Raw genomic sequence first — 25,090 nt, 5'->3', positions numbered from 1 at the left:
CAGGACGACATTGGGAGTTAATTACAGACCTCGGCATTGGCATCGTTGCCGGGGCCGCCGCCGCCGCGATATTCGAGATGGCAACCGCGGTTGACCGGACGGCAGCCGCCGCTATTGCAGAAGAGCTGTCCGCCACTCGAGCGGCGGCTGGCGCCAGCGGCAGCAGCAATGCCGGCAGCGCCGCCAAAGCCGCCCGCTGCTCCGGCAGCTTCACCGCCGGCTTGACGACGCTGCCGTGCGGGACGCTCGTCGCCGCCGTCACGCTTTGCAGTCGCAGGCTTGGCGGTCGCGGGCTTGGCGGCACGCTGCTTCTCGCACTCGTTGTCGTCGTTGAGCGCATAGCCATCTCGGCAGACGATCTTGGTGCACTTATCCCCGTCGGCCTTGAAGCCGTGCTCGCAAACCAGCGGACAGACGCGCGACTGCTTTGACTTGACCGTGTCGAGTGCATCGGTGCTCGCCACCTTCACGTCGAGCTTGGTGCCGGCATAACGGTTGAACTGCGACAACGAGCGCTGCGCAGACGTCGTCCAGTTGCCGTCGGCGGCGCCGGAGAAGCAGCCGACGCGACCGAGCTCGGTCTGCACCGAGCGGCTGAGATCGGCCGGCGCGGTGGCCGGGGTCAGCGACGCGACGTTGGTGCCGGCTGGGCTCGCCGTGCTGGCTGGCGCTGCACCCGGCGCCGCGGCGGCGAGATTGACGCGCTGCTGCTCGGCGGCGGCCGCCTGCTGCTGCGCCTGCTCCTTGGCCTTTTGCGCGGCAAGCTGTACCTGCTCGGCGGCCTTCGCATCGGCGGCTGCCTTGGCCTGCGTATCCTTCTGCGCGCCAAGTGCGGCAAGACGATCGCGCTCGGCCTCGGCCTGTTTCGCCTTCTCGGTGGCCGCCGCATGAGCCTGCTCGGCGCCGATTTTTTCGACCTGAAGCTTGGCGAGGCTCGCATAGAAGCCGTCAGGATGCTGGGCGAGGAACGCATCCCACGCCGGCCTGTTGCCAACCTGGAGCGCGAGCTCGTAATCGCGGCGGATGTCGGCCTGAGGGTTCGGCGCGGGCGCAGCGGCAGCCGCAGCGGTCACCTTGACCGGCACCAGCGGCACGTCCTCGCCGCCGAGCGAGCCATAGACGAACGGCTCCTGCTTGTTACCTGTCGACTTGAGCACGTCGTCGCGCACGAAGCCGAAGGCGCGGCGGACGTCGAGGCCCGGCGTCGTCAGATGCTTCGACAGCGCCACGGTAAAGGGGCTGTTCGCACCGTCGCCATCCTGCGCCGTGAAGCCGGCCTTGGCCGAATAGGCGATCAGCGTGTTGGGGCTGGTCGGCTCAACCTGGGCGAGGCCGCGGCCGATGCCGCGCGAGGCAACCGTGCGCTTCATGGTCTTGCCGAAGGGATTGTCACGGCAGGCATCCAGGATCACCAGGCGAAGCTGCTTGGCCGGTTCGACCGCAACCAGGACGCGGTCGAGGGAGAGCGCCTCGTCAAAGACGTCGGTGTCACGCTCCAGCTTGGCGTCGACAGGGATCAGATAGTTCGAGCCTTCGACCTCGATGCCGTGGCCGGCATAATAGACCACGGCGATATCGGCATCGCGGGTCCCGTCGGCGAATTCGCGCAGCACACGCCGGGTTTCCTGCGCCGTCAGATCGTGCCGGGAATCGACGATGTCGAACCCGGCCTCCTTCAGCGTCCTGGTCATCACCGAACCGTCATTGACGGGGTTCGTCAGCGACGGCGCATGCTGATAGGCGGAGTTGGCGATCACCAGCGCGACGCGCTTTCCGGCGAAAGCCGGCCCGGTGCCGAATAGCAGCGCGACGGCAAGGAGAAGGGGGCAAAGTCTGAGCAATTTGCGCATGGCACGACTTCCGGGTTCAGGGCATTTCAAGCCCCTTTGGGATGGCTTTAGCAGGATCCGCCGCGAGCGCTTGTGATGGAGGTCACGAAGGTGGCGCCAGCGGCAGGCCGAAAGGCCCCTTTTGTTTGTCGCGCCAGTCCGGGCGCGGTTCGCCGAGAAACAGGCGCGCAGCAGGTTCCCTCAGCCATCTCCCACGTGGCCCCGATATTGCGGCAGATTATCCGTAATCTCGTGCCAGGGCGCCTTCGAGCCCACGAAAATGTGGGCGCTCGGTCGGATCGAGGGGGCATCGACCAGGGTTCCCATGGCGACATGGACCCATTTTCCCTCGCGCACCCGGGAATAAAGCAGCGAGCCGCAACGGGCGCAGTGGGCGTCGTGGGTGGTGTCGTCACCGTAGATGGTGCGCTGGTTCTCGCCCCTGACGATGCGGAGCTTGCTCTGCTCGATGCCGGCGAACGGCTTGAAGGCGGCGCCGGTGGTGCGGCGGCAATCCGAGCAATGACAGTTCAACGCATAGGAGAATGCGTCCGCCACCTCGTAGCGCACGGCGCGGCAGTAGCATTCGCCGACCAGGATACGAGCGTTCGAATTCTCTGATCCGGTCATCACAGTGTCCTCGCGCAAATGGTACGCACTCCCATAGCGCATTTTGATGTGTACGACTAAGTTCGCCCCGAGCCATCATTCAAAGGGATGACCCATGAGCCAGAACCGTTCGAGCGTCGAAGCCGTCGTGCAATCCTATTTCGACGGACTTTACGAGGGCGATGCCGACAAACTCGGCGCGATCTTCCATCCCTCCGCCGATTTGCGCTGGGTCGAGAAAGGTGAGCTGCAGGTGCTGACCGTGCCGGACTGGCTCGACCGGGTGCGCAAGCGCCCCTCCGGCAAGGCCGAAGGCAAGGCGCGCGAGGATTTCATTGTCACGATCGACCGTTCCGACGACAAGACCGCCTTCATCAAGGTTCGGTGCCAACTGCCGCCGCGTTTTTTCACCGACTATCTGGTGGCGATGAAGCTCGCCGACGGCTGGCAGATCGTATCGAAGTCTTATCGGTATGACCTGCGGGAGTGAGGGAGGCCTAATCTTCCGCTGCCCGAAATCGGGCGCACTCTTCCCACATCCTCCGTCATTGCGAGCGAAGCGAAGCAATCCAGAGTCTTTCCGCGGAGACAGATTGGATTGCTTCGCTGCGCTCGCAATGACGATGCGGATGGAGTGCATGCCGCATCTCCATCTCGCCCCGTCTCGCTCAAAAGGTCCCCCATGCTTCTCGACCGCCGTTCGCTGCTTGCCTCACTGTGCTGGATTGCCGCCTCTCCAGCGCTCGCCGCGGACGCACCCGAACTCGAAGCCTATGAGCGCGAGAGTGGCGGCCGGATCGGGGTTTATGCCGAGAACCTCGCGACCGGCGCGAAGCTCGCCTGGCGCGCCGACGAACGGTTCGTCATGTGCTCGACATTCAAGGCTTCGCTGGCGGCTTGCGTCCTGGCGCGGGTCGATCGTGGCGAAGATCAGCTTGCGGCCATGATCCCGTACGGCAAGGCCGACCTGCTGGAGTACGCACCGGTCGCCAAGCAAAACATTGCCGCCGGCGCAATGTCGGTCACCGAAATGTGCAAGGCGATCGTCGAGCTCAGCGACAACACCTGCGCCAATTTGTTGCTGGCGCGGATCGGCGGCCCCGCCGCACTCACCGCGTTCTGGCGATCGCTTGGCGACAGCACCTCGCGGCTCGACCACAACGAGCCCGAGCTCAACCGCTCACCGCCCGGTGATCCCCGCGACACCACGACGCCGGCGGCGATGGCGGGCAATCTGCGCCGACTGCTCACGGGCGAGGCGCTGTCGGACACCTCGCGTGCTCAACTCACGGAATGGATGGTGGGTTGCAAGACCGGTGCGAACCGGCTGCGTGGCGGGCTCCCCGCAAGCTGGAAGATCGGCGACAAGACCGGCAACAACGGCAAGGACGCCTCCGGCGACATCGCGGTGGCCTGGCCCAAGCCCGACACGAAGCCGGATGCGCCGATCCTGATCGCGGCCTATACCCAGGGCGGCACGCCGAGCGCGGCACAGATCGAAGCCGTGTTCGCACGCATCGGCCGCATGGTGGCCGAGCGGCTGGCGTGAGCCGCACGCATTGACCTTGCGGCCGCTTCCGGGTGAAGACAGATCATCATGGAAGCGAAATTTCAGACCTTTCTCATCCTGCTCGCCGTGCTGGCGGGCACCGCGCTTGTCGCCCGCCGCTTCAACATCGCGCCTGCCATTCTGCTGATGCTCTCCGGCGTCGGCCTCGCCTTCGTGCCGGGCATGCCGCCGGTCGAACTGCCGCCGGAACTGGTGCTGCTGATGGTGCTGCCGCCGCTGATCTATTCGGCGAGCGTGGCGATGAGCTGGCGCGAGTTCAAAAAGAATCTTCGCCCCATTGTGCTGCTGGCGGTCGGCGCGGTGATCTTCACCACAGCACTGGTCGCGACCGCCACGCATTATTTCATCGGCCTGCCCTGGACCATCGGCTTCCTGCTCGGCGCCATCGTCGCCCCGCCCGACGTGGTGGCGCCGCTCGCGATCGCGCGCCGGCTGCATCTGCCGCGCAGGCTGATGGTCATCCTCGAAGGCGAAGGGCTCGCGAATGACGCCACCGCGCTGATTCTCTACCGCTTCGCGCTCGCCGCAATCATGGTCGGGCATTTCTCGCTGCCTCTGGCAGGCGGCGAGTTCTTGCTCATCGTCGCCGGCGAGATCGCCTTCGGCATCGGTGTCGGCTGGCTCTCCCTACGGTTCCGCAAATGGTCGGGAGACCCGCAGGTCGAGCTGACACTGTCGCTGATCACGCCCTACGTCTCCTACTGGCTGCCCGAGCATCTCGGCGGCTCCGGCGTGATCGCCACCGTCGCCTGTGGCCTCTATGTCAGCTGGAACGGCCCGCTGCTGATCTCGGCATCGACGCGGCTGCAGGGCATCTTCTTCTGGGACCTTGTGATCTATCTGATCGAGGGCTTGCTGTTCCTGCTCACGGGATTCCAGATGCGCGCGCTCTACGAGAAGTCGAAGGCGTTCCCGCTCGACGACATCATGATTGCGACCGCCGTGGTGCTGGCGGTCGTCGTAATCGCACGCTTCGCCTGGCTCTATCCCGCGACCTATCTGCCACGGATGCTCAGCAAGTCGTTGCGCGCGCGCGATCCGTCACCACCATGGCAATGGCCGTTCGTGCTTGCGTTCACCGGCGTGCGCGGCGCGGTGTCGCTGGCGGCAGCGCTGGCGCTGCCGTTCACGCTGCCGGGCGGCGAGGCCTTTCCGTTTCGCGACCTGATCCTGTTCGTTGCCTTCGGCGTCATCTTCATCACGCTGATCGGCGTTGGCCTCACGCTGCCCCCGGTGGTGCGTTGGCTCGGTGTCGCGGACGCCGGCCGCAGCGAGCATGCCGCCGAGCACGAGTCCGAGATCGCGGCACGGCGCCAGGCCCTCGATGCCGCCCTGAAGTCGCTCGATGCGCTGACAGAGGAGAAGGACGTGTCGGACGAGGTGATGCGGCTCCTGCGCGCCCGCCACGAGATCCGGGTCAACCAGCTGCCGGACTCGCTCGATCCCACCCGCCACGACGTCTCCGCCGCCGGCACCGCGCTGACCCGCGATCTGATCGCCGCCGAGCGCAAATTCATCCACGAGCTGCTGCGCGACGGCCAGATCACCGACGAGACGCGGCGGCGGATCGAGCGGGATCTGGACCTGGAGGAGGCGAGTTTGGCAAACCGCGAGTATCGGGGCGGGCCGCTGTAGCTCCTCGTCATTGCGAGCGTAGCGAAGCAATCCAGTATCTTTCCGCTGCGACAGCCTGGATTGCTTCGCTGCGCTCGCAATGACGGCTGTTGAAGCGGCGGCGCGAACTACCGCCTCTCGCAAAATTCCTTCATCGCCACCGCCACGGCGCCCGCAATGATCTCCTGCCGCTCCGGGGAGTTCATCGCCATCTCCTCGTCGCGGTTGATGATGGAGCCCGCTTCGAGCAGCACTGCGGCGCTGCGGGTTTGCGAGAGCACGACGAGCCCGTCATAGCGGTAGACACCGACATCCTTGTCGAGCAATTGGCGCCGGTAGCGGCCCATCACCGGCAGGGTGTATTGGCCGGCATAATGCAGGTCCTGATCCTTTAGCTGCCGGCCGATCATCCGGGCCAGCATCAGGCTCGCAGCGTAGTGCGGATTCCGCTGCGACACGAACAGAGAGTGGCCCGAAAAGCGATCGCTGAAATAGCTGTTCGCACCGTCGAACTCCCAGGTCTCGATCAGCTTGTCCGGCACCGAATCGTGATGGATCGACAGGAAGAGATCGGCCCGGGCGTCATTCGCGGTGCTGACGCGTTTGAGCAGGCTCGGCCGCGCCTTGCCGGCCGTGACGAGCAGCCGCGTCGCGGCAAAGCCTTCGGCCTTGAGCCTCGCCGTGATCAGACTCGCAAGCCGGAAGTTGAAGCCGAACTCAGTGTCGTTGCGTGCGCTCAACGCGCCGTAGGAGTCCGGGGTGTGCCCGACATCCACGACGATCCGGAATTTCGACATCTCACATTTGACCGGCGCGTGCGGCGGCTTGGGTTTCGCGATTTTCCGCGCGATAGCAGCATGGCCCTCACCTGCAGGCGCCAGCGACCATAGCAAGATCGACGCGATGAGCGTCGAGACGAGACTTGCAAGGATGCTGCGCGGCTGCCCCAAGCGCTACTCCGCTGCCGCTGTTCGCGGTCGGCCGACAAAGCCCGTGGCGTCACCGAAACGCTCCAGCATCACCGCGGAAAGGTCCTTGGCCTTGCTGGTGACGCAGGCGCCCGAGCGCACAGCGTAGCGGTCCTGATGCGCGGCCTGCGGCGGCGGCTCGCCCTGCTGAAGCGCCCGCGCCAACTCCATCACGACTTTACGGAAATGCATGATACCGAGATCGGTCGGACCGAGATGCTCGCGGGTGCGGTCGGCGATCGGGCCCTGGCTGTCCTGCACGGCCGCGTCCTGTTCGGAGACGCCCTTGATGCCGGTGTAGCTCCTGGTCTTCTGCAGCTTGCGATCGATCAGATAGTCGTTGCCCTTGTGGCGCAGCGGCACGTAATTGTCGCCAACCTCCGCGATCACGCCGTTGCCCCGGTCGAAGGCCTCCCGCTCGGCTTGCGTCAGCGGCCGCTCCGGATTCCAGGCATAGGTGTAGATCCAGCAATTGGTGTCGGTGACCGGCACGAAAGTCTGTCCAAAGATGTTCTCGCCCGGCATCGCGCTCGGGGCATAGGCGTGGAACGGCATCAGGAACTGCGCGATGCGCCAGTAGATGTCATCGCGGCCGGTGAGCCGCCCGCCGGCGATGGTGAGGCCAGCCGGGTGCGCCTGGATCTTGATCACAGGCCGTGGGTCTTCGGCGATCCAGCGCATGTGATCGCTCGACATCCGCGCGATCGGATTCACGAAATGCTTCTTGATGTCCAGGATCTCGTTCTCCTCCTTGTCGAAGGAGAGATGGGCGAAGGTGAAATGCGCGGTGTCGATCGAGCCTTCCAGCGCCTGCACCCAGTTGCAGTCCTGCCATTTCTTGCTGACATAGCGGTGCGAAGCCGGCAGCAGCGCCATTTCGAGATCGGGCAGATCAGGCATGGCGTCAGCCGGGCCCATATAGGCCCAGATCATCTCGCCCCATTCGCGCGCCGGATAGGATTTGATGCGGATGAGATCCTTGGCGTTGAGATCGGGATAGGAGGTCGGCATGTCGACGCACCTTCCGTCGGTGTCGAACTTCCAGCCGTGATAGACGCAGCGGATGCCGCATTCCTCGTTGCGCCCAAGCCAGAGATTGGCGCCACGATGCGGGCAGTATTGGTCGATGACCCCGACCACGCCGCGGGAGTCGCGGAAGGCAAGCAGCTCCTCGCCGAGCACGACGATCTTCTTCGGCTCGCCGTCGGGTTCGGGAAGTTCTTCCGACAGCAGCACGGGGATCCAGAACCGCCGCAACAATTCGCCCATGCCCGTTCCGGGACCGGACTCAGTCAGGAATTTGTTGTCCTCGGCGCGGAGCATGGAAAAATCCTCCCGACGGTCTTTGTTTTCGGCGAGATTGGCGCGGACGCGGGAAGACGTCAACGCGGAACGCGGTGCGCAGGCCGGTTAAACCGGCCGCTCCCCCTTCACCGTCACGCGCGTGCCGGAGCGCGTGTGCGGCCAGTAGTCCCACATCGCGCGGTGCTGGGTGCAGCGGTTGTCCCAGAAGGCGATGGCGTTCTCGGTCCAGCGGAAGCGGCACTGGAACAGCGGGTTCTCGGCGTGCTGGTAGAGATAGGCCAGCATCGCGTCGCTCTCGTCGCGCGGGATTCCGTTGATGTGGCGGGTGAAGCCGCGGTTGACGTAAAGCGCCTTCCTGCCGGTGACCGGATGCGTGCGCACCACGGGATGCTCGGCACTCGGATAGGACGGGCGGTCGGCGACGCCGTAATTGGCGTAGAGCCCGCGATAGATCGGCTCGCCGTCATGCAGCGCGGTCAAGCCGTCGAGATAGGCCTTCATCCGGTCCGACAGCGCCTCGTAGGCGGCGTACATGTTGGCAAACAACGTGTCGCCGCCGCGCGGCGGGCACTGCTTGATGTAGAGGATCGAGCCCATCGGCGGCTCGAGATCGCAGGACACGTCGGAATGCCAGCCCTCGCCGTTGGCGCGCGGCGAATTCGCATCCGCATAGATCTTCATCAGCGCGGGGTCTTCATCCTCATGCGGAGCAGCAGGATGAAAATGCAGCTCGCCGAACTTGCGACCGAAGGCGAGATGCTGTTGGGGCGTGATGTGTTGGTCGCGGAAGAAGATGACGAGGTTTTCGGCAAGCGCGCGGTGGACCTCGTCCATCTGCCGGTTGGAGCGCGCATCGTCCGAGACAAGCTTGCCGATGTCCATGCCGGAGATTTCCGCGCCGATGATGGGCGTGAGCTTTTCGACCGCGATGGTTTGATATGGCGCGCCATCGTCCGCCGCATGGCGGTAGCGCGGGCCCTGCTTGCCGGCGAGTGAGCTCATGGCGTGTCTCCCGATCGCTCTTGATTGGGAGCATGGTAGCCCGGATGGAGCGAAGCGCAATCCGGGTTGAGTTCGTCAGCTTGCGAGAACCCGGATTTCGCTGCGCTCCATCCGGGCTACACGCCGCAAAAGCGGAGCAATACTACTCCGCCGCGGTCACCGGCACCTTGGCGCCCTGGCCGTAGCGTTGCTCGATGTAGTCGATCACGAGCGCCTTGAAGTCGGCGGAGATGGTCGGGCCGCGCAGGGTGCGGAACTTCTTGCCGTCGACGAACACCGGGGCAGCCGGCGCCTCGCCCGTGCCCGGCAGCGAGATGCCGATATTGGCGTGCTTGGATTCGCCGGGGCCGTTGACGATGCAGCCCATCACCGCGACGTTGAGCTCTTCCACGCCGGGATATTTCGTCTTCCAGGTCGGCATCTCGTCGCGGATGAACCCCTGGATCGAGCTGGCCAGCTCCTGGAAGGTCGTCGAGGTGGTGCGGCCGCAGCCGGGGCACGCCGCAACGAGGGGCACGAAGGTGCGGAAGCCCATGGTCTGCAAGAGCTCCTGGCCAACCTGCACCTCGCGGGTGCGGTCGCCGCCGGGCTCCGGCGTCAGCGAGATGCGGATGGTGTCGCCGATGCCCTGCTGCAACAGGATGCCGAGCGCCGCCGAAGACGCCACGATGCCCTTGGTGCCCATGCCGGCCTCGGTCAGGCCGAGATGGATCGCGTAATCGGAACGGCTGGCGAGATCCTGATAGACCGCGATCAGATCCTGCACGGCCGAGACCTTGGCCGAGAGAATGATGCGATCTTTGGGCATGCCGAGTTCTTCGGCGCGCGCGGCCGAGAGCAGCGCGGACTGCACCATGGCCTCGCGCGTCACCGCGCGCACGTCGCGCGGATCGGCGGACGCGGCGTTCTCGTCCATCAGCTTGGTCAGCAGCTCCTGGTCGAGCGAACCCCAATTGGCGCCGATGCGCACCGGCTTGTTGTTCTTGTTGGCGATCTCGATGATGTCGGCAAACTGGGTGTCGCGCTTGTCCTTGAAGCCGACATTGCCGGGATTGATACGATATTTGGCGAGCGCCTCGGCGCAGGCCGGATAGGCCGCGAGCAGCTTGTGGCCGATATAGTGGAAGTCGCCGATCAGCGGCGTGGTGATGCCGCGCTTGAGCAGGCCGTCGCGGATGTGCGGAACGGCGGCGGCCGCCTCCTCACGGTCCACGGTGATGCGGACCATTTCGGAGCCGGCGCGGGCGAGCGCTGCGACCTGGGCAATGGTGCCGTCGATATCGGCGGTGTCGGTGTTGGTCATCGACTGCACGACGATCGGCGCACCGCCGCCGACGGCGACGTCGCCGACCTTGACCTGGGTGGTCTTGTGCCGGGGCGCGGGGCCCGCAACGTCGGAATCGATGGTCTTTTCGAGCTTGTTCATGGCGTCCAAATATCAGGTTTTGGTGACGTTCAGCAATGCATCGCGCGGTGCCGCAGCGGATTGGCTGGGACGGTTAACCAGAAAAAGCCCAGCAATGACAAGGACGGCGGCAGCCCCGAATGTCAGGTTCAGCGTGTCGTGCATGATGAAATAGCTACCCACCACGCCAAACAAAGGGGTGATGAAGGTAAAAGCCGACAATTTGCTGGCCGAATAGGTCTTCACCAGCGCGAACCAAAGCGTGAACGTGGTTCCCACGACCCAGATCGCCTGGAAGGCCATCAGGCCCAGCGACAGCGGCGACGGGGTGTGGGGGATGGTCTCCCCGAACAGCCAGGCGGCCAGCCCCAGGATCGGGATCGAGGTCGCGACCTGGTAGCCCAGCGCCTTCTCGGGCGCGGCGAAGCGCAGCCGCGTTCCCTTGGCAACCAGCGTGGTCGCCGCCCACAGCGCGGCGCCGCCGACAATCATGAGGTCGCCGAGCAGAACATGCGAATCGACGTTGGGCTGCGGCACGCCGATCGCGAGTGCGACGCCTGCAAAGCTGATGGCGAGCCCCAGCCATTGCGTCCCGCCAAGTCGCTCGCCGAGCACCTGGTAGGAGCCGAGCGCGACGAAGAACGGCGCGGTGTAGAGGAACACGACCGCCCGCGATGCCGGTGTGAAGCGCAGGCCCTGGAAGATCAGCACGAACTCGATGCCGAACATCAGTCCGGCGATCACGCCGGGCTTCCAGGTGCCGTCGCGCTCGAAGAATTTAACGCCGCGCAAGCTGCCGATGATGAACAGCACCGGCAGCGCGCCCATCGAGCGGAACGTGGCCTGAAGCATCGGCGGAATGTCCGGCAGCACCAGCTTCACCGCGATCTGGTTGAATCCCCAGGTCAGGCACAGCATGAGCATCAGGGCGATGGCGCCGGCACTGAGGGGACGACCGGCGGACGGTATGGCTTGAGGTGAGGACATTTCTTCCTGAAAAACCGGCTTTGCGCCGTTGTTGCTCTATGCAGCTTTCTGACAATGCGCACAAACGCCCGTGATTTCCACCACGGACAATTTGGGAGCGAAGCCTGAGCTGCGCGCGGCGGCGTTGAGATCCCTGGCGAAGGAAGCCGACGGAATCTCACCGACCAGGCCACAGCGCTCGCAGATCAGGAACGTCACCGCCGAGGTCGCGTCGTGGTCGTGAGCGGCGCAGGCGAGATAGGCGTTGCGGCTTTCGATGCGGTGCACGAGGCCGTTGGCCATCAGGAAATCGAGAGCACGATAGACCGTGATCGGCGCCGGCCGCGGCATCGACTTCGCCAGCTCGTCGATCACCTCATAGGCGCCGAGCGGCCGGTGGCTCGAGAGCAGCGCCCCCAGCACATGGCGGCGTATCGGCGTGAATTTCTGCGCGCGCTCTCCGCAAACAGCCTCGGCATGCGCCAGCGCATCCGCGGTGCAGCGGCCGTGATCGTGGTCGGGCGCGGGAAATGCCGGCTTTGCGAGGGTCATGCGACGGCCTTCTAGCATTTCGAAAGGGGAACCCAAAGCGGGACCGGCGATGCGGCCATCAGCCATGCTCGGCCTGCGGGACAGTGTCCCGCAAACCCGCCATGAAATAATCATAAGCTTGCTTATTATATTCCAAGCTTATTGGAGACCAAGCTCATGAGCCCAGGGCCCGTGGACCAAAACTTCCTGTTTACGCTCGCCGAGCTCTATCGCCTGCTCCGGGTCTATGCCGACAAGGAAGCCTCGCGCTTCGGCATCACCCGCGCGCAATGGGCGGTGCTGGCCAAGGTCGAGCGCAGCGAAGGCATGAAGCAGTCGGAACTCGCCGAGCTTCTCGAGGTGCAGCCGATCACGCTGACGCGCCTGATCGACAAGCTCTGCGACAGCGACTGGATCGAGCGACGCAACGATCCTTCGGATCGCCGCGTCAAGCGGCTGTATCTGAAGAAGGCCGGGCGGCAATTGCTCGGGCGGATGAGCGGGCTGAAGTCCGAGCTCACGGCCAACGCGCTCGACGGCATCACTCCGGCGGACGCCCACCGCCTCCTCACCCAACTCGAAACAATCAAGGAAAACGTGCGGTCCGCGATCCAGACCAGCGGAGCGGAACAAGCGCGTAAGGAGCAGCGCTATGGCTGATCAGGTTCTCAAGTTCCAACCCGAGCAGAAAATCGACGGCGGCAAGCCCACCAAGAAAGCCGGCACCAATCCGCGCCGCCGCCTGGTGGCGGGCCTGCGCCGCTATCGCCGCGTGCTGCTCCTGGTCGTGCTGCCGGTCGTCGTCGCGGTTGCCGGCTTCACCTTCTATCTCAATGGCGGCCGCTATGTCGGCACCGACGATGCCTATGTCGGCGCGCAGAAGGTGCTGGTGACGCCCGACATCTCCGGCAAAATCCAGAAGGTCGTCGTCAAGGAAGGCCAGATCGTCAAGCACGGCGACGAGCTGTTCGAGATCGACCCCGCTCCGTTCCGTCACGCGCTGGAAGAAGCCAAAGCGCAACTCGCCCAAGCCCGCGTCACCTATGACAATCTCGTTGCCAACATCAAGATCTACGGCGACATGCTCAATCTCGCTCAGCAGGGCATGGACCTGAAGCAGCGCGACGTCGAACGCAAGCAGTCGCTGGTGAAGAACAATTACGGCTCGCAGCTCGATCTCGACAACGCGTCGAATGCACTGGTGACCGCCGGCGCGCAGGCGCAATACATCAAGCAGCAACTCTCCAATGCCAGGACCCAGTTGCTCGGCAACCCCGAGTTGCCGCTGGAGCAGTTCCCGGCCTATGCGCAAGCGAAAGCCAAGCTGGACGATGCCCAGCGCAACCTCGACCACACCGTGCTGCGGGCGCCGATGGATGGCGTGGCAACACAAGTCGAGCAGATCCAGCTCGGCCGCTACGTCGCTGCCGGCACGCCGGTGTTCTCCATCATCGACGTGGCCCATCCCTGGGTCGACGCCAATCCGAAGGAGAGCGACCTCACCTACGTCACCGAAGGACAGCCGGTCACGCTCGAGGTCGACGCGTTCCCGAACCATATCTTCAAAGGCAAGATCGGCTCGCTCTCGCCCGGCACCGGCGCGCAATTCGCGATCCTGCCGCCGCAGAACGCCAGCGGCAATTTCGTCAAGGTGGTGCAGCGCGTGCCGATCCGCATCTATTTCGACGAGACCGATAATTCCGTGCGCAAGCTGAAGGCCGGCATGAGCGTCTACGCCACCATCGATACCGGTCACCGGCGCTCGCTCGCCGGCCTGCTCGGCCTGTCGGCGACCGCGAGCCAGGACAAAGATACGGACAAAGACTGAGACAAGGACTGATCCGATGTCCGGCCCCAATGCCCATTTGATGGTTCCCGGCCTGCGCCGGAACATGGTGACGATCTGCGCCATGACGGCAACCATCATGCAGGCGCTGGACACCACCATCGCCAATGTTGCCCTGCCCTACATGCAGGGCACGCTGTCGGCTTCGCAGGACCAGATCAACTGGGTGCTGACCTCCTACATCGTCGCCGCCGCGATCATGACGGCACCGGTGGGCTGGATCGCCAACCGCTTCGGCCGCAAGCGCATCTTCATCATCTGCTCAGCCGGCTTCACCATGGCATCGGTGCTGTGCGGGCTTGCGCAGGACATCAACCAGATGGTGCTGTTTCGCCTGCTGCAGGGCGTGTTCGGCGCGGCCCTGGTGCCGTTGTCGCAATCGGTGATGCTCGACTATTACACGCTCCAGGAACGCGCCAAGGCGATGTCGATCTGGGGCATGGGCGTGATGATGGGGCCGATCATGGGTCCCTCGCTCGGCGCCTGGCTGACCGAGACTTATTCCTGGCACTGGGTGTTCTTCGTCAATTTGCCGTTCGGCGCCATCACCGTGATCGGGCTCATCATCTTCATGGACGAGACCCGGAAGGATCTCAGTCTCAGATTCGACTGGTTCGGCTTCGCGGCGCTGGCGCTCGCGATCGGCTCGCTTCAGCTCGCGCTCGACCGCGGCGAGCAATTGGGCTGGCTCGAATCGGCCGAGATCCTTGCGGAGTTCATCGTCTCGGCCGTCGCCTTCTACTTCTTCATCGCGCACTCCTTCACGACCTCGACGCCGTTCATCCGCTTCGCGCTGTTCAGGGATCGCAACTTCGTCACCGGCTGCATGTTCATGGTCGTGATGGGGCTCGTGCTGTTCTCGACCATGGCGCTGGCCTCGCCCTACATGCAGAACGTGATCGGCTATCCCATCATCACCGCGGGCCTGCTGCTGGCGAGCCGCGGCTTCGGCACCTTCTTCGCCATGATGCTGGTCGGCCGCATGATGCGTTACATCGAGGCCCGCACGCTGATCATCACGGGCCTGACGCTGACCGCGGGCTCGCTGTTCCAGATGACCGGCTGGACCGATTTGACCCAGGTGCCGGAGATCGTGACCGTCAGCGTCATCCAGGGCTTCGGCTTCGGCCTCGTCTTCGTGCCGCTATCGACGGTGGCGTTCCTGACCTTGTCGAACGAGCTGCGCACCGACGGCACCGCGATGCTGACCCTGATGCGCAACGTCGCGAGCTCAGTGGGCATTTCCGTCGTCATCGCCCAGCTGACGCAGGGTACACGGCGGACCTATGCGATCCTGTCCGAGCACATCAACCCATTCAACCACGCGCTCCAGATGCCCAGCGTCAGCGGCATGATCAATCTCTCCACCGACGCCGGCCGTGCCATGGCTGATCGCATGGTCAGCGTGCAGGCGCAGATCATCGCCTTCGCGCACGACTACCAGCTGGTGATGTTCTTCATCCTCTGCACCATCCCGCTCGCCCTGCTGATCGGCTCGACCAAGGCCACCCTGCGCAAGCAGGCGGCGGGGCCGGAACATGCGGTGATGGAGTAACGCCGTCGTCCCGGCGAAGGCCGGGACCCATTACCACAGAGCGCAGTTTGACGAAGACCGGGAATGATCTTCGTTCGGGACGAACATCGTTCGAGACCGATAGACCTCGCGGTATGGGTCCCGGCCCCCGTGCGCAATTGCGCACTAGGCCGGGACGACAGCGGTTTTGTGGCGCGAGCAGTTACAAAAGCTCCTCGCAGCCCAGATCCTCGACCGCCATCATCACCCGCTCCAGATTATTCCACCAGATCACCGGCGGGAGGTTGATGCTCCATTGCCAGACCGGCCTCGTGATGTGCCAGAGCACCGACAGACGATAGTCCTGGTCGAGCGCGCCGCGCGTATAGCCGCTGACGCCGCTGGCGATCAGCGTCTCGTGATACAGGTTGAGCAGCGGCCGCTCGAGCATCTGCCTGCGGTCCGGATACCACTGCATCGCCATCATGTAGGCGAGGTCACTCGTAGGCACGTTGATGCGCCACTGGTCGAAATCGAAGATGCGTGCGGTATCCGCGACACCGGCGCGCGGCAGCAGGAAATTCCAGATGTGGGCGTCACCATGGGCAATGCTGATGTGACGTCGCGAATGATAGCGCTGGGATAGCCGGTCCGAGTGCTCGATCAGGCGGCGGTAGAGGGTGCGGCGCTCTTCGCCGAGGCGATCGCCGAGCAGATCTGCAAAACGGTCGTAATGGCCGGCGAAGGTCTCCATGTGCTGCATGCGGTCCTCGGGGCTCGCCCAGGTCCCGACGGTATCACCAAGACCAGGATGGTCCCACCATGCCGCATGCCAGCGTGCCAGCGTCGTGACGATCGCCACCGCCTGCTCACGTGAGGGCGGCAGCGGCCATTCGGTCGCGATCTCATGGCTGTCGGTGAGATCCTCGAGCAGGAGGTGCCAATTGAGGCTTTCCTTGTCGAAACTCCCGTCGAAGCAGCGCGGCGCGAGCCCCTGCGGCATGCTTGGCGCGAGCTGCGTGTAGAAAGCCACTTCCTGTCGACCAGCATCTGCAAGCGTCTTGGCGAAGTCGGAATTTGCAGTCTTCAGGATCAGCGATTGCGGCGCACCGGCGGATTCCCCGACATAGCGCAGGCCGAGGCGAACGATGTGTGAGACGACGGTGTCGCGCTGATGCAGCACCTTCACTTCGCGCACTGCACCAGCGTCCAGTACGCCACTCCTGCGCAGCGCAGCTGTCAGTTGGGCGGGCTCAACGACCGCCGGCAATTGTGGAGTTGTCATAACCACGATGCCCCTGCCCCGCGTCATACTGCACGATCACGGCCGCAGGCGCCAGCGAACGACGTCGCGCCCGGCTCAAGCCGCGGCGGTCGAGTCGCGCACGGTCCTGACGACGACCGACCTGAGCTGTTCGAGATTGGCCGCCATGCCGGCGATCGCCTGGCTGACCTCCGCGGCGCGCTCGTTCACGGAGGCGGCGTCACGGCTGACATCACCGATCTTGGCCGAGACCTCCTTGGCCGCGGACGCCGATTCGGAGATTGACCGCGTGATCTCTCGCGTCGCGGCGTCCTGCTCTTCCATCGCGGCGGCAACCGAGGTGGCGACGCCGTCGATCTCAACGATGTGGCCTCCCATGGTTTCGACGGCATCGACTGCGGCCTGCGTCGAGGCCTGGATCTCGGCAATCAGCCGCGCGATCTCCTCGGTGGATTTGGCAGTCTGGTCGGAGAGGGATTTCACTTCGGCGGCGACCACCGCGAAGCCACGGCCGGCCTCCCCGGCGCGCGCCGCCTCGATGGTGGCGTTGAGTGCCAGCAGATTGGTCTGGCCGGCGATGCCGCCGATGAGGTCGGAGACCTCGGCGATCTTCTTCACCGATCCGGCCAGCGTCTGGATGGTCGAGCGCGCCTGTTCCCGACCGGCGACCGCCGATTTCGTCACCGTGCTGGTCCGCGCGACCTGGGTTGCGATCTCGCGGATCGAAGCACTGAGTTCTTCAGCTGCGGCCGAGACAGTCTGCGAGCTGCCGAGAGCCTGGTTGGAGGCGGCTGCGACCGCCTGCGATTGTGTCGAGAGCGACCTTGCGATCTCGGACAGACTGGAGGCGGCACGCTCCACGCCTTGCGTCGCGGCGCTCGCGGTGTCGACCGAGCGGCCGGTCTCGCGCTCGACAGTTTCGGCCATCTGGTGCAGGGCCTCACGTTTGGCGAGCGCCGCCTCCTGCGCCTTCTGCAACTGCTCCTCGCGCAGGCGGGAATTCTCGACCGCCGCCTGCTTGAACACCAGGAGCGCGCCCGCCATCGAGCCGACTTCGTCCTGCCGGTGCGCGAAAGGGATGTCGGCAGCGAGATCGCCGGTCGCGAGCTTTTGCATCGTGCTGGTCATCCGCACGATCGGGCGCATCACGCCGAGGGCGACGCCGAGCAGGCCCGCCGCAATGAAGGCGAGGACGGCGGCGGAGACGCCGAGGAGGATATAAAGCATGGAGCTGTCGCGGTCCGCGGCCAGCTTCTCCATGTCGGCATTCTGCTTGTTGGCGCTCTCGACGATGCTGTCGATGATGGCGCGATGCGCGGTGTAGGCGTCCTTGAGCTGCGCGTAGGCGCGCTCGGAGGCGGCGGTGTCCTTGGCCTTGAGCGCGGGGAGGAGCTGGTCGGACAACAGCTTCCAGAACTTCTGCACCTCGGCGTCCGATTTCGACACCAGGGCGGTCTTCAAGTCGGCCGAGAGGCTGGAGGTGACCCAGAATGCCTTGCGCTCGTCGTAATCCTTGCGGAGCTGGACCAGCCGTTCGCCATGGGCCGCCAGCTGGTCGGGCTCGCGCATGGCGAGCGTAGCCTCGAGATAGGCCTCGATCACATATTCCGGCGGCGGCAGGATGTCGGCGATGAGATCGTTGCCGAGCTTGATGTCGGAATAGAGCGGGCCGCCGACCTTGAGCTCTTTCAAGGCGTAAAGGCTGGTGGAGACCACGGCGGTGAAACCGAGGGCCAGAACGACTCCGAAAGCAATGATTGCGGAAGAAAGCGAAAGGCGAATTTTCATGGAACAATCCAATGGGGCGGCGCCGAATCCCACGGACCCTAAAGGATTACGGTAAACACGGGATTGCATCGCGCGGAAATTGCATCGCGCGAACTCCGGAAAAGTACGGGAAATGGCGTCAGGTGAACGGTTTCGGGCAGCGAAATCCGGCCCGTCCTTTGCTGTCGTCCCGGATCGGCGCTCCGCCTGTCCGGGACGACGCTGGACTCACACGTCGAAAAACACCGTTTCGTTGTCGCCCTGAAGCCGCAGGTCGAGCCGGTACAGCGGCTTGCCGGCCTCGCGCACGGCCGTCAGCGTGGCGCGACGGTCGGCGGGTACCACCGCCAGCACGGGATCGGCGGCATTGCCGGCCTCGTCGCTGAAATAGATGCGGGTGTAGAGATGCCGCAGCATGCCGCGGCCGAACACCGCAAGCAGGATATGCGGTGCCTGCGGCTTGCCGTCGGGATCGGGCACCGCGCCCGGCTTGATGGTTTCAAAGGAATAATTGCCGTCCTTGTCGGTGCCGCAGCGGGCAAAGCCACGGAAGCTCGCATTCGGCAGCGCGCGCTTGTCCTGCGGATCGGCGAAGCGCCCCTGCGCGTCGGCCTGCCAGATCTCCAGCATGACATCGGGCACGACGACGCCATCGCCGTCGAACACGCGGCCCTCGATCCGGACGCGATCGCCGGTGACGTCGGGCGTCAGGGTGGAGTTGGTAAACGCATCGTTCCAGGCGTACTCGCCGGTCGGCGTCAGGCCATACTTGAAGAACGGGCCGACGGTCTGCGACGGCGTGATCCCATTGTCCTGCACTTAATGGTTCTCCATAGGGGTAGCGTTCTTGCCGCGCAGCACGATGTCAAAGCGGTAACACAGCGCCCATTCGGGCTGGGTATTCTCGATATCGAACGATGACACCATCCGCGCCCGCGCCTTCTCGTCCGGCACCGAATTGAAGATCGGATCGAACGGGAATAGCGGATCGGCCGGGAAGTACATCTGCGTCACGAGACGCGTGACGAAGGAATGGCCGAACACCGAGAGATGGATGTGTGCGGGACGCCAGGCGTTGTGATGATTGCCCCAGGGATAGGCGCCAGGCTTGATCGTGACGAAACGGTAGTAACCGGAGGCGTCGCTCACGGTGCGACCGGCGCCCGTAAAGTTCGGATCGAGCGGCGCCGGATGCTGGTCGCGGACGTGAACGTAACGGCCGCAGGAATTGGCCTGCCAGATCTCGACCAGCGAACTCGGCACGCCGCGGCCGTCCTCGTCGCGCACATGGCCATGCACAATGATGCGTTCGCCGAGCGGCTCGCCAGTGTGTTGGGTGGTGAGGTCGTTGTCGCCCTCGCGCACGGTCTCGTGGCCGTAGACCGGGCCGGTCAGCTCCGACAGCGTATGGCGCATCGGGATCAAGGGCTTGTTCGGCGCGCGCTTGATCGAGCTCTTGTACTCGGGCGACAGCGGCAACGGATGCGCCGTGTTGCTGTCGACGGGATAGATGAATGTCATTGGCGAACTCCTCCCCCGGCCCTTTTCCGACCGGTCTACGCTTCAGCCAATCATTATAGGATATAACTAATTGGGGGAAGCGGCTTTGCGCCCTATTTGATCGGCGGACGCGGCAGGACGGCCTCGCCGGCTTCGAGCCGGTAGACATGGTCGAGCGAATACCAGGGCGTCACGACGTCGCGCTCGGTCGGATGTGGCGTGTCATGGCGCAGGAACTTGCCGACCAGCGCCTTGGTGACGCCGAACTGCACATCGCTATCGATATGCGGATCGGCGGGGTCGTAGACCTGCGAGATCAGCACCTTGAATCCGGGCTTGAAGACCAACGCGTGCAGGTGGGCGGGACGATAGGGATGCCGGCCTTGCGCCTCCAGGAGGCGGCCGACCACGCCGTCGGTCGGAATGGGATAGCCGACCATCATCACGGAGCGAAACGAGAAGCCTCCGTCCTGGTCGGTCGTAAACTTGCCGCGCAGGTTCATGTCGGCCTGCTCGGGGTCCTGGTTTTCATAGAGACCCACGGGCGATGCGTGCCAGACGTCGACCTCGGCGCCGGCGACGGGACGACCGTCCTTGTCCACGACGCGGCCGTTGACGAACAGCGGCGCGCCCGGCGTCTCGGAGCGGACGATCGATCCGCCATTTTCCACCCGCGGCGAGTTCAGCCGCCAGAACGGTCCGAGCAGCGACTGGTCGGTTTCCGTGTTGCCCTCATCGCCGTTGTTCAGCAGGCACACCAGCGGCGAGACGCCGAGCGAGCCTGCCATCAGCACGACCTCGTTATGCGTGTCGGTCGAGAGCTGGCCGAGCTCGGCGATGACAGCGGTGGCGTCGCGAAACTCTTTCTCGGTCAGGCGAACGTCGCGGACGAAGGCATGCAGGTGCTTGACCAGAGAGGTCATGATCTGGCGCAGCCGGGGATTGGACGTCTGCTCCATCACCGCCAATGCCGCAGCCGTGACGTCCTGCTCGCTCGCGATGATCATGGGATGCTCTCCTCACCTTGCGTCATGGCCGGGCTTGTCCCGGCCATCCACGACCTTCTCGCGGCACCAAGAACGTGGATGCCCGGGCCTTAGCCTCGCCGAAGCGGCTTCGGCCGCGCAGGCGGGCCAAGCCCGGGCATGACGAGTCTGGGGCACCCGGCTCCGGGATGCCCGAACGCTGCGCGTCCGCTCAGTTCAGCTTCTCGATCGCCACCGCAACGCCCTGACCGACGCCGACGCACATGGTGGCGAGCGCCAGCTTGCCGCCGCGCTTCTCCATGCCGTGCACCGCGGTGAGCGCAAGGCGCGCGCCGCTCATGCCGAGGGGATGACCGAGTGCGATCGCGCCGCCATGCGGATTGACGAAATCGGCATCGTCGGCAACGCCGAGCTGGCGCATGCAGGCGATCCCCTGCGAGGCAAAGGCTTCGTTGAGCTCGATCAGGTCGAAATCGCTGATTTTCTTGCCGAGACGTTCCATCAGCTTGCGGGTGGCCGGCACAGGTCCAATGCCCATGATGCGCGGCGGCACGCCGGCCGAAGCGAGGCCGAGGATGCGCGCACGCGGCGTCAGGCCGTGCTTCTTCACGGCAGCCTCGGACGCCAGGATCATCGCGGCGGCGCCGTCATTGACGCCGGAGGCATTGCCGGCGGTCACCGTGCCGGGATTGCGCACGATCGGCCTGAGCTTGGTCAGGGCTTCGAGCGTGGTCTCGGGACGCGGATGCTCGTCCTTGTCGACGGTCACAGGGCCGGCCTTGCCGCCGGGAATGATGATCGGGGTGATTTCCTCGGCGAAATAGCCGGCCGCGATCGCGACGCCCGCGCGCTGCTGCGAGCGGATCGCGAAGGCGTCCTGATCGGCGCGCGAGACCTGGAATTCCTCGGCGACGTTTTCGCCGGTCTCGGGCATCGCGTCGACACCATACTGCGCCTTCAGCAGCGGATTGATGAAGCGCCAGCCGATCGTGGTGTCGAAGATCTCAGCCGAGCGCGAGAACGCCTCCTGCGCCTTGCCCATCACGAAGGGCGCGCGCGTCATGGATTCGACGCCGCCAGCAATCGCAAGCTCGATCTCGCCGGAACGGATGGCGCGGCCGGCGGCACCAACCGCATCGAGGCCGGAGGCACAGAGCCGGTTCAGGGTCTGGCCCGGAACCGAATCCGGCAGACCCGCAAGCAGGAGCGCCATGCGTGCCACGTTGCGGTTGTCCTCGCCGGCCTGGTTGGCACAGCCGAAGAAGACCTCGTCAACCTGTGCCCAATCGAGATTGGGGTGCTTGGCCATCAGAGCCTTGATCGGGGCCGCAGCCAAGTCGTCGGCACGCACCTTGGCGAGCGAGCCGCCAAACCGGCCGATCGGGGTCCGCACGGCATCGCAGATAAAGACGTCACGCATCGTTGTTCTCCCTGATTGCCGCGGTCCGGCCAAATTCTTCAATGTCGGCGGAGTTTTAGGAGGGTGCCCGCGGCAGGTCAATTGACTGGGGCGCGCGTGTTCCGGGGACGTGCACGCCTGCGGCGCATGCCGCGGTGCGGACAACGTGGAAAACCTCCCCTCCGCGGCCAAAGCGATAGGAGCGCGGGGTGAAATTTTGTAGGTTGCGCCGCTCATGACGATGCAACAGCCGATCCCAGTGCCGCCCCCCGACGAAGCGCCCGCGCCGCAGGCGGAAGCTGCCGCGCGCGTGACCCCGATGATGGAACAGTACCTTGAAATCAAGGCGGCGCATCAGGGCCTCCTGCTGTTCTACCGGATGGGCGACTTTTACGAGCTGTTCTTCGAGGACGCCGAGATCGCCTCCAGGACACTCGGCATCGTCCTGACCAAGCGCGGCAAACATCAGGGCGCCGATATCCCGATGTGCGGCGTGCCGGTCGAGCGCTCCGAGGATTATCTGCACCGGCTGATCGCCGGCGGGCACCGGGTCGCGGTGTGCGAGCAGACCGAGGATCCCGCCGCCGCCAGGGCGCGCGGCAACAAGAGTGTCGTGCGCCGCGGCGTGGTGCGCCTGGTCACGCCGGGCACGCTGACCGAGGACACGCTGCTCGACGCGCGCGCCAACAATTACCTGCTGGCGCTCGCGCGCGCGCGCTCATCGGCGGGCGGTGACCGCTTTGGCCTCGCCTGGATCGACATCTCGACCGCCGAATTCATGGTGACGGAATGTTCGGGCGGCGAACTCGCTGCGACGCTCGCGCGCATCAATCCGAACGAGGTGATCGTCACCGACGCGCTCTATAACGATAGCGAGCTTGGACAGACCCTGCGCGAGCTGCCGGCGGTGACGCCGCTGACCCGCGACGTCTTCGACGGCGCCACCGCCGAGAAGCGGCTGTGCGACTATTTTGCCGTCGCGACCATGGACGGACTATCGCAGCTCACGCGGCTGGAAGCCACTGCTGCCGCCGCTGCCGTCACCTATGTTGACCGCACCCAGGTCGGCAAGCATCCGCCGCTGTCGCCGCCAGCGCGCGAAGCCTCGGGTGCGACCATGGCGATCGATCCCGCCACCCGCGCCAATCTCGAACTGACGCGGACGCTGGCCGGAGAACGCCGCGGTTCGCTGCTCGATGCGATCGACTGCACGGTGACCTCGGCCGGTTCGCGCCTGCTGGCGCAGCGGCTTGCCGCGCCGTTGACCGATGCGGCGGCGATTGCGCGGCGGCTCGATGCCGTCGGCAGCTTCGTTGCCGACTCGGCCGCGCGCGAGGACATCCGCAGCATCCTGCGTGGCGCCCCGGACATGTCGCGGGCGCTGGCCCGTATATCCGTCGGCCGCGGCGGGCCGCGCGACCTCGCCGGCCTGCGCGACGGCATCATCGCCGCCGACCAGGTGCTGACGCGGCTTGACGAACTCGACCAGCCGCCGCAGGAGATCGCCGCGGTGACGGCGGCGCTGCAAAGGCCATCGCGCGAGCTCGCGGCGGAATTCGCCCGGGCGCTCGACGATCAACTGCCGCTGATCAAGCGCGACGGCGGGTTCGTTCGACAGGGCTATGAGCCCGCGCTGGACGAAACGCGAAACCTGCGCGACGCCTCGCGCCTGGTGGTGGCCTCGATGCAGGCGCGCTACGCCGACAACACGGGGGTGAAGGGTCTCAAGATCCGGCACAACAACGTGCTCGGCTATTTCGTCGAGGTCACCGCGCAGCACGGCGACAAGCTGATGTCGGCGCCGCTGAACGCAACCTTCATCCATCGCCAGACGTTGGCCGGCCAGGTCCGCTTCACCACCTCGGAACTGGGAGAGATCGAAGCCAAGATCGCCAATGCCGGCGACCGCGCACTCGGGCTCGAGCTCGAGATTTTCGAGCGGCTCTGCGCCAAGGCGTTGGCAATCAGCGAGGAGCTGCGCGCCGCCGCCCACGCCTTTGCGCTGCTCGACGTCGCGACGTCGCTGGCCAAGCTGGCGATCGACGAGAACTATGTACGGCCCGAGGTGGACTCGTCTCTCGGCTTTGCCATCGAGGCCGGCCGTCATCCGGTGGTCGAGCAGGCCTTGAAGCGCAATGGCGAGCCGTTCATCGCCAATGCCTGCGACCTCTCGCCGGGCCCTGCGCAAAAATCCGGCCAGCTCTGGCTGCTGACCGGTCCGAACATGGCCGGTAAGTCGACCTTCCTGCGCCAGAATGCGCTGATTGCGTTGCTTGCCCAGATCGGCAGCTTCGTGCCGGCGACACGCGCGCGGATCGGCATCATCGACCGCCTGTTCTCGCGTGTCGGCGCCGCCGACGATCTCGCCCGCGGCCGTTCCACCTTCATGGTCGAGATGGTCGAGACGGCCGCGATCCTGAACCAGGCCGGCGAGCGCGCGCTCGTGATCCTCGATGAAATCGGCCGCGGCACCGCCACCTTCGATGGCCTCTCGATCGCCTGGGCCGCGATCGAGCATCTGCACGAGAGCAATCGTTGCCGCACGCTGTTCGCGACGCATTATCACGAGCTGACCGCGCTCTCGGCCAAGCTGCCGCGGATGTTCAACGCCACGGTGCGGGTGAAGGAGTGGCAGGGCAATGTCGTGTTCCTGCACGAGGTGCTGCCGGGCTCGGCCGATCGCTCTTACGGCATCCAGGTCGCCAAGCTCGCGGGCCTGCCGCCGGCCGTGATCACGCGCGCGAAATCGGTACTGGCGAAGCTGGAAGCCCAGGACCGCGGTCAGACGGCGCGCGCGCTCGCCGACGATCTGCCGCTGTTCGCAGTGCCCTCGCGCGCCGCCGCAGAAGCCGCCCCACTGAGCGAGGCCGAACTGCTGGTGGACGCGGTGAAGGCGCTGCATCCGGACGAGATGTCGCCACGCGAAGCGCTCGATGCGCTGTATGCGTTGAAGGCCAAGCTGCCGAAGCAGTGACGGTGCCGTAGGTGGGTCAGCCGAAGGCGTAACCCACCACTT

At 65.2% G+C, this 25,090-nt stretch carries 21 protein-coding genes; 7 read left to right on the top strand and 14 right to left on the bottom strand.

The window, feature by feature from the left end:
- Window positions 1–17 precede the first annotated feature (17 nt).
- Both AC0L3U_RS13090 and AC0L3U_RS13085 read right to left on the bottom strand, forming a co-directional pair.
- Complete coding sequence (locus AC0L3U_RS13090; protein WP_473362029.1) at window positions 18–1,850, bottom strand: caspase family protein; 1,833 nt, start codon at window positions 1,848–1,850, stop codon at window positions 18–20.
- 180 nt (window positions 1,851–2,030) lie between these two features.
- Complete coding sequence (locus AC0L3U_RS13085; RefSeq protein ID WP_473362028.1) at window positions 2,031–2,459, bottom strand: GFA family protein; 429 nt, start codon at window positions 2,457–2,459, stop codon at window positions 2,031–2,033.
- Between the two features lie 94 nt (window positions 2,460–2,553).
- On the opposite strand from AC0L3U_RS13085, the gene AC0L3U_RS13080 reads away from it, so the two are divergent.
- From AC0L3U_RS13080 to AC0L3U_RS13070, 3 genes are all read left to right on the top strand, one after another.
- Window positions 2,554–2,928, top strand: coding sequence for a nuclear transport factor 2 family protein (locus AC0L3U_RS13080; RefSeq protein ID WP_473345750.1), 375 nt, complete (start codon window positions 2,554–2,556; stop codon window positions 2,926–2,928).
- A 192-nt stretch (window positions 2,929–3,120) separates the two neighbouring features.
- Window positions 3,121–3,987 carry a class A beta-lactamase gene (gene bla / locus AC0L3U_RS13075; RefSeq protein ID WP_473362027.1) on the top strand — a complete coding sequence of 289 codons (867 nt, stop codon included), beginning with the start codon at window positions 3,121–3,123 and terminating at the stop codon, window positions 3,985–3,987.
- 48 nt (window positions 3,988–4,035) lie between these two features.
- A complete protein-coding gene (locus AC0L3U_RS13070) occupies window positions 4,036–5,643 on the top strand; it encodes a Na+/H+ antiporter (protein WP_473362026.1) in 1,608 nt (535 codons plus the stop codon).
- A 107-nt stretch (window positions 5,644–5,750) separates the two neighbouring features.
- Here the strand turns inward: AC0L3U_RS13070 and AC0L3U_RS13065 are convergent, their stop codons facing one another.
- From AC0L3U_RS13065 to AC0L3U_RS13040, 6 genes are all read right to left on the bottom strand, one after another.
- Window positions 5,751–6,572 carry an N-acetylmuramoyl-L-alanine amidase gene (locus AC0L3U_RS13065; RefSeq protein WP_456767113.1) on the bottom strand — a complete coding sequence of 274 codons (822 nt, stop codon included), beginning with the start codon at window positions 6,570–6,572 and terminating at the stop codon, window positions 5,751–5,753.
- A gap of 3 nt (window positions 6,573–6,575) precedes the next feature.
- Entirely contained in the window at window positions 6,576–7,913 is a 1,338-nt protein-coding gene (locus AC0L3U_RS13060; protein ID WP_473362025.1) for a Rieske 2Fe-2S domain-containing protein, read from the bottom strand.
- An 87-nt stretch (window positions 7,914–8,000) separates the two neighbouring features.
- Window positions 8,001–8,897 carry a TauD/TfdA dioxygenase family protein gene (locus AC0L3U_RS13055; RefSeq protein ID WP_473362024.1) on the bottom strand — a complete coding sequence of 299 codons (897 nt, stop codon included), beginning with the start codon at window positions 8,895–8,897 and terminating at the stop codon, window positions 8,001–8,003.
- Window positions 8,898–9,039: 142 nt separating this feature from the next.
- The gene (gene ispG / locus AC0L3U_RS13050) at window positions 9,040–10,323 is read right to left on the bottom strand and encodes a flavodoxin-dependent (E)-4-hydroxy-3-methylbut-2-enyl-diphosphate synthase (protein ID WP_027514566.1); all 1,284 of its coding nucleotides are present in this window, start codon (window positions 10,321–10,323) and stop codon (window positions 9,040–9,042) included.
- A gap of 12 nt (window positions 10,324–10,335) precedes the next feature.
- Entirely contained in the window at window positions 10,336–11,289 is a 954-nt protein-coding gene (locus AC0L3U_RS13045) for a DMT family transporter (protein ID WP_007615962.1), read from the bottom strand.
- 36 nt (window positions 11,290–11,325) lie between these two features.
- The gene (locus AC0L3U_RS13040; RefSeq protein ID WP_007615963.1) at window positions 11,326–11,820 is read right to left on the bottom strand and encodes a Fur family transcriptional regulator; all 495 of its coding nucleotides are present in this window, start codon (window positions 11,818–11,820) and stop codon (window positions 11,326–11,328) included.
- Window positions 11,821–11,976: 156 nt separating this feature from the next.
- On the opposite strand from AC0L3U_RS13040, the gene AC0L3U_RS13035 reads away from it, so the two are divergent.
- The 3 genes from AC0L3U_RS13035 to AC0L3U_RS13025 are packed head-to-tail and all read left to right on the top strand — an operon-like array spanning window position 11,977 to window position 15,200.
- The gene (locus tag AC0L3U_RS13035; protein WP_007598134.1) at window positions 11,977–12,459 is read left to right on the top strand and encodes a MarR family winged helix-turn-helix transcriptional regulator; all 483 of its coding nucleotides are present in this window, start codon (window positions 11,977–11,979) and stop codon (window positions 12,457–12,459) included.
- Entirely contained in the window at window positions 12,452–13,627 is a 1,176-nt protein-coding gene (locus AC0L3U_RS13030) for an HlyD family secretion protein (protein WP_473362023.1), read from the top strand. The genes AC0L3U_RS13035 and AC0L3U_RS13030 overlap by 8 nt, the downstream gene beginning before the upstream one ends.
- A 16-nt stretch (window positions 13,628–13,643) precedes the next feature.
- On the top strand, window positions 13,644–15,200 hold the full coding sequence (locus AC0L3U_RS13025) for an MDR family MFS transporter (protein WP_473362022.1): 1,557 nt from the start codon (window positions 13,644–13,646) through the stop codon (window positions 15,198–15,200).
- 181 nt (window positions 15,201–15,381) lie between these two features.
- Here the strand turns inward: AC0L3U_RS13025 and AC0L3U_RS13020 are convergent, their stop codons facing one another.
- The 6 genes from AC0L3U_RS13020 to pcaF all read right to left on the bottom strand — a co-directional run bounded on the left by AC0L3U_RS13020 (window position 15,382) and on the right by pcaF (window position 22,095).
- Window positions 15,382–16,470, bottom strand: coding sequence for a phosphotransferase (locus tag AC0L3U_RS13020; RefSeq protein WP_473362021.1), 1,089 nt, complete (start codon window positions 16,468–16,470; stop codon window positions 15,382–15,384).
- A gap of 48 nt (window positions 16,471–16,518) precedes the next feature.
- Entirely contained in the window at window positions 16,519–18,210 is a 1,692-nt protein-coding gene (locus AC0L3U_RS13015; protein ID WP_473362020.1) for a methyl-accepting chemotaxis protein, read from the bottom strand.
- A 207-nt stretch (window positions 18,211–18,417) separates the two neighbouring features.
- Window positions 18,418–19,008, bottom strand: coding sequence for a protocatechuate 3,4-dioxygenase subunit alpha (gene pcaG, locus AC0L3U_RS13010; protein ID WP_473362019.1), 591 nt, complete (start codon window positions 19,006–19,008; stop codon window positions 18,418–18,420).
- Window positions 19,009–19,710, bottom strand: a complete 702-nt coding sequence (gene pcaH, locus AC0L3U_RS13005) for a protocatechuate 3,4-dioxygenase subunit beta (protein ID WP_473362018.1) — start codon at window positions 19,708–19,710, stop codon at window positions 19,009–19,011.
- 92 nt (window positions 19,711–19,802) lie between these two features.
- A complete protein-coding gene (locus AC0L3U_RS13000; protein WP_473362017.1) occupies window positions 19,803–20,696 on the bottom strand; it encodes a dioxygenase family protein in 894 nt (297 codons plus the stop codon).
- Window positions 20,697–20,886: 190 nt separating this feature from the next.
- The gene (gene pcaF / locus AC0L3U_RS12995; RefSeq protein ID WP_473362016.1) at window positions 20,887–22,095 is read right to left on the bottom strand and encodes a 3-oxoadipyl-CoA thiolase; all 1,209 of its coding nucleotides are present in this window, start codon (window positions 22,093–22,095) and stop codon (window positions 20,887–20,889) included.
- Window positions 22,096–22,309: 214 nt separating this feature from the next.
- Between pcaF and mutS the strand changes: the two genes are divergently transcribed.
- Window positions 22,310–25,048, top strand: coding sequence for a DNA mismatch repair protein MutS (mutS, locus tag AC0L3U_RS12990; protein WP_473362015.1), 2,739 nt, complete (start codon window positions 22,310–22,312; stop codon window positions 25,046–25,048).
- Window positions 25,049–25,090 lie beyond the last annotated feature (42 nt).

Source organism: Bradyrhizobium sp. Kon69 (assembly GCF_055807515.1).
The sequence above is the reverse complement of the archived record's forward strand: the minus strand, read 5'-3'. Positions and strand labels throughout refer to the sequence as shown.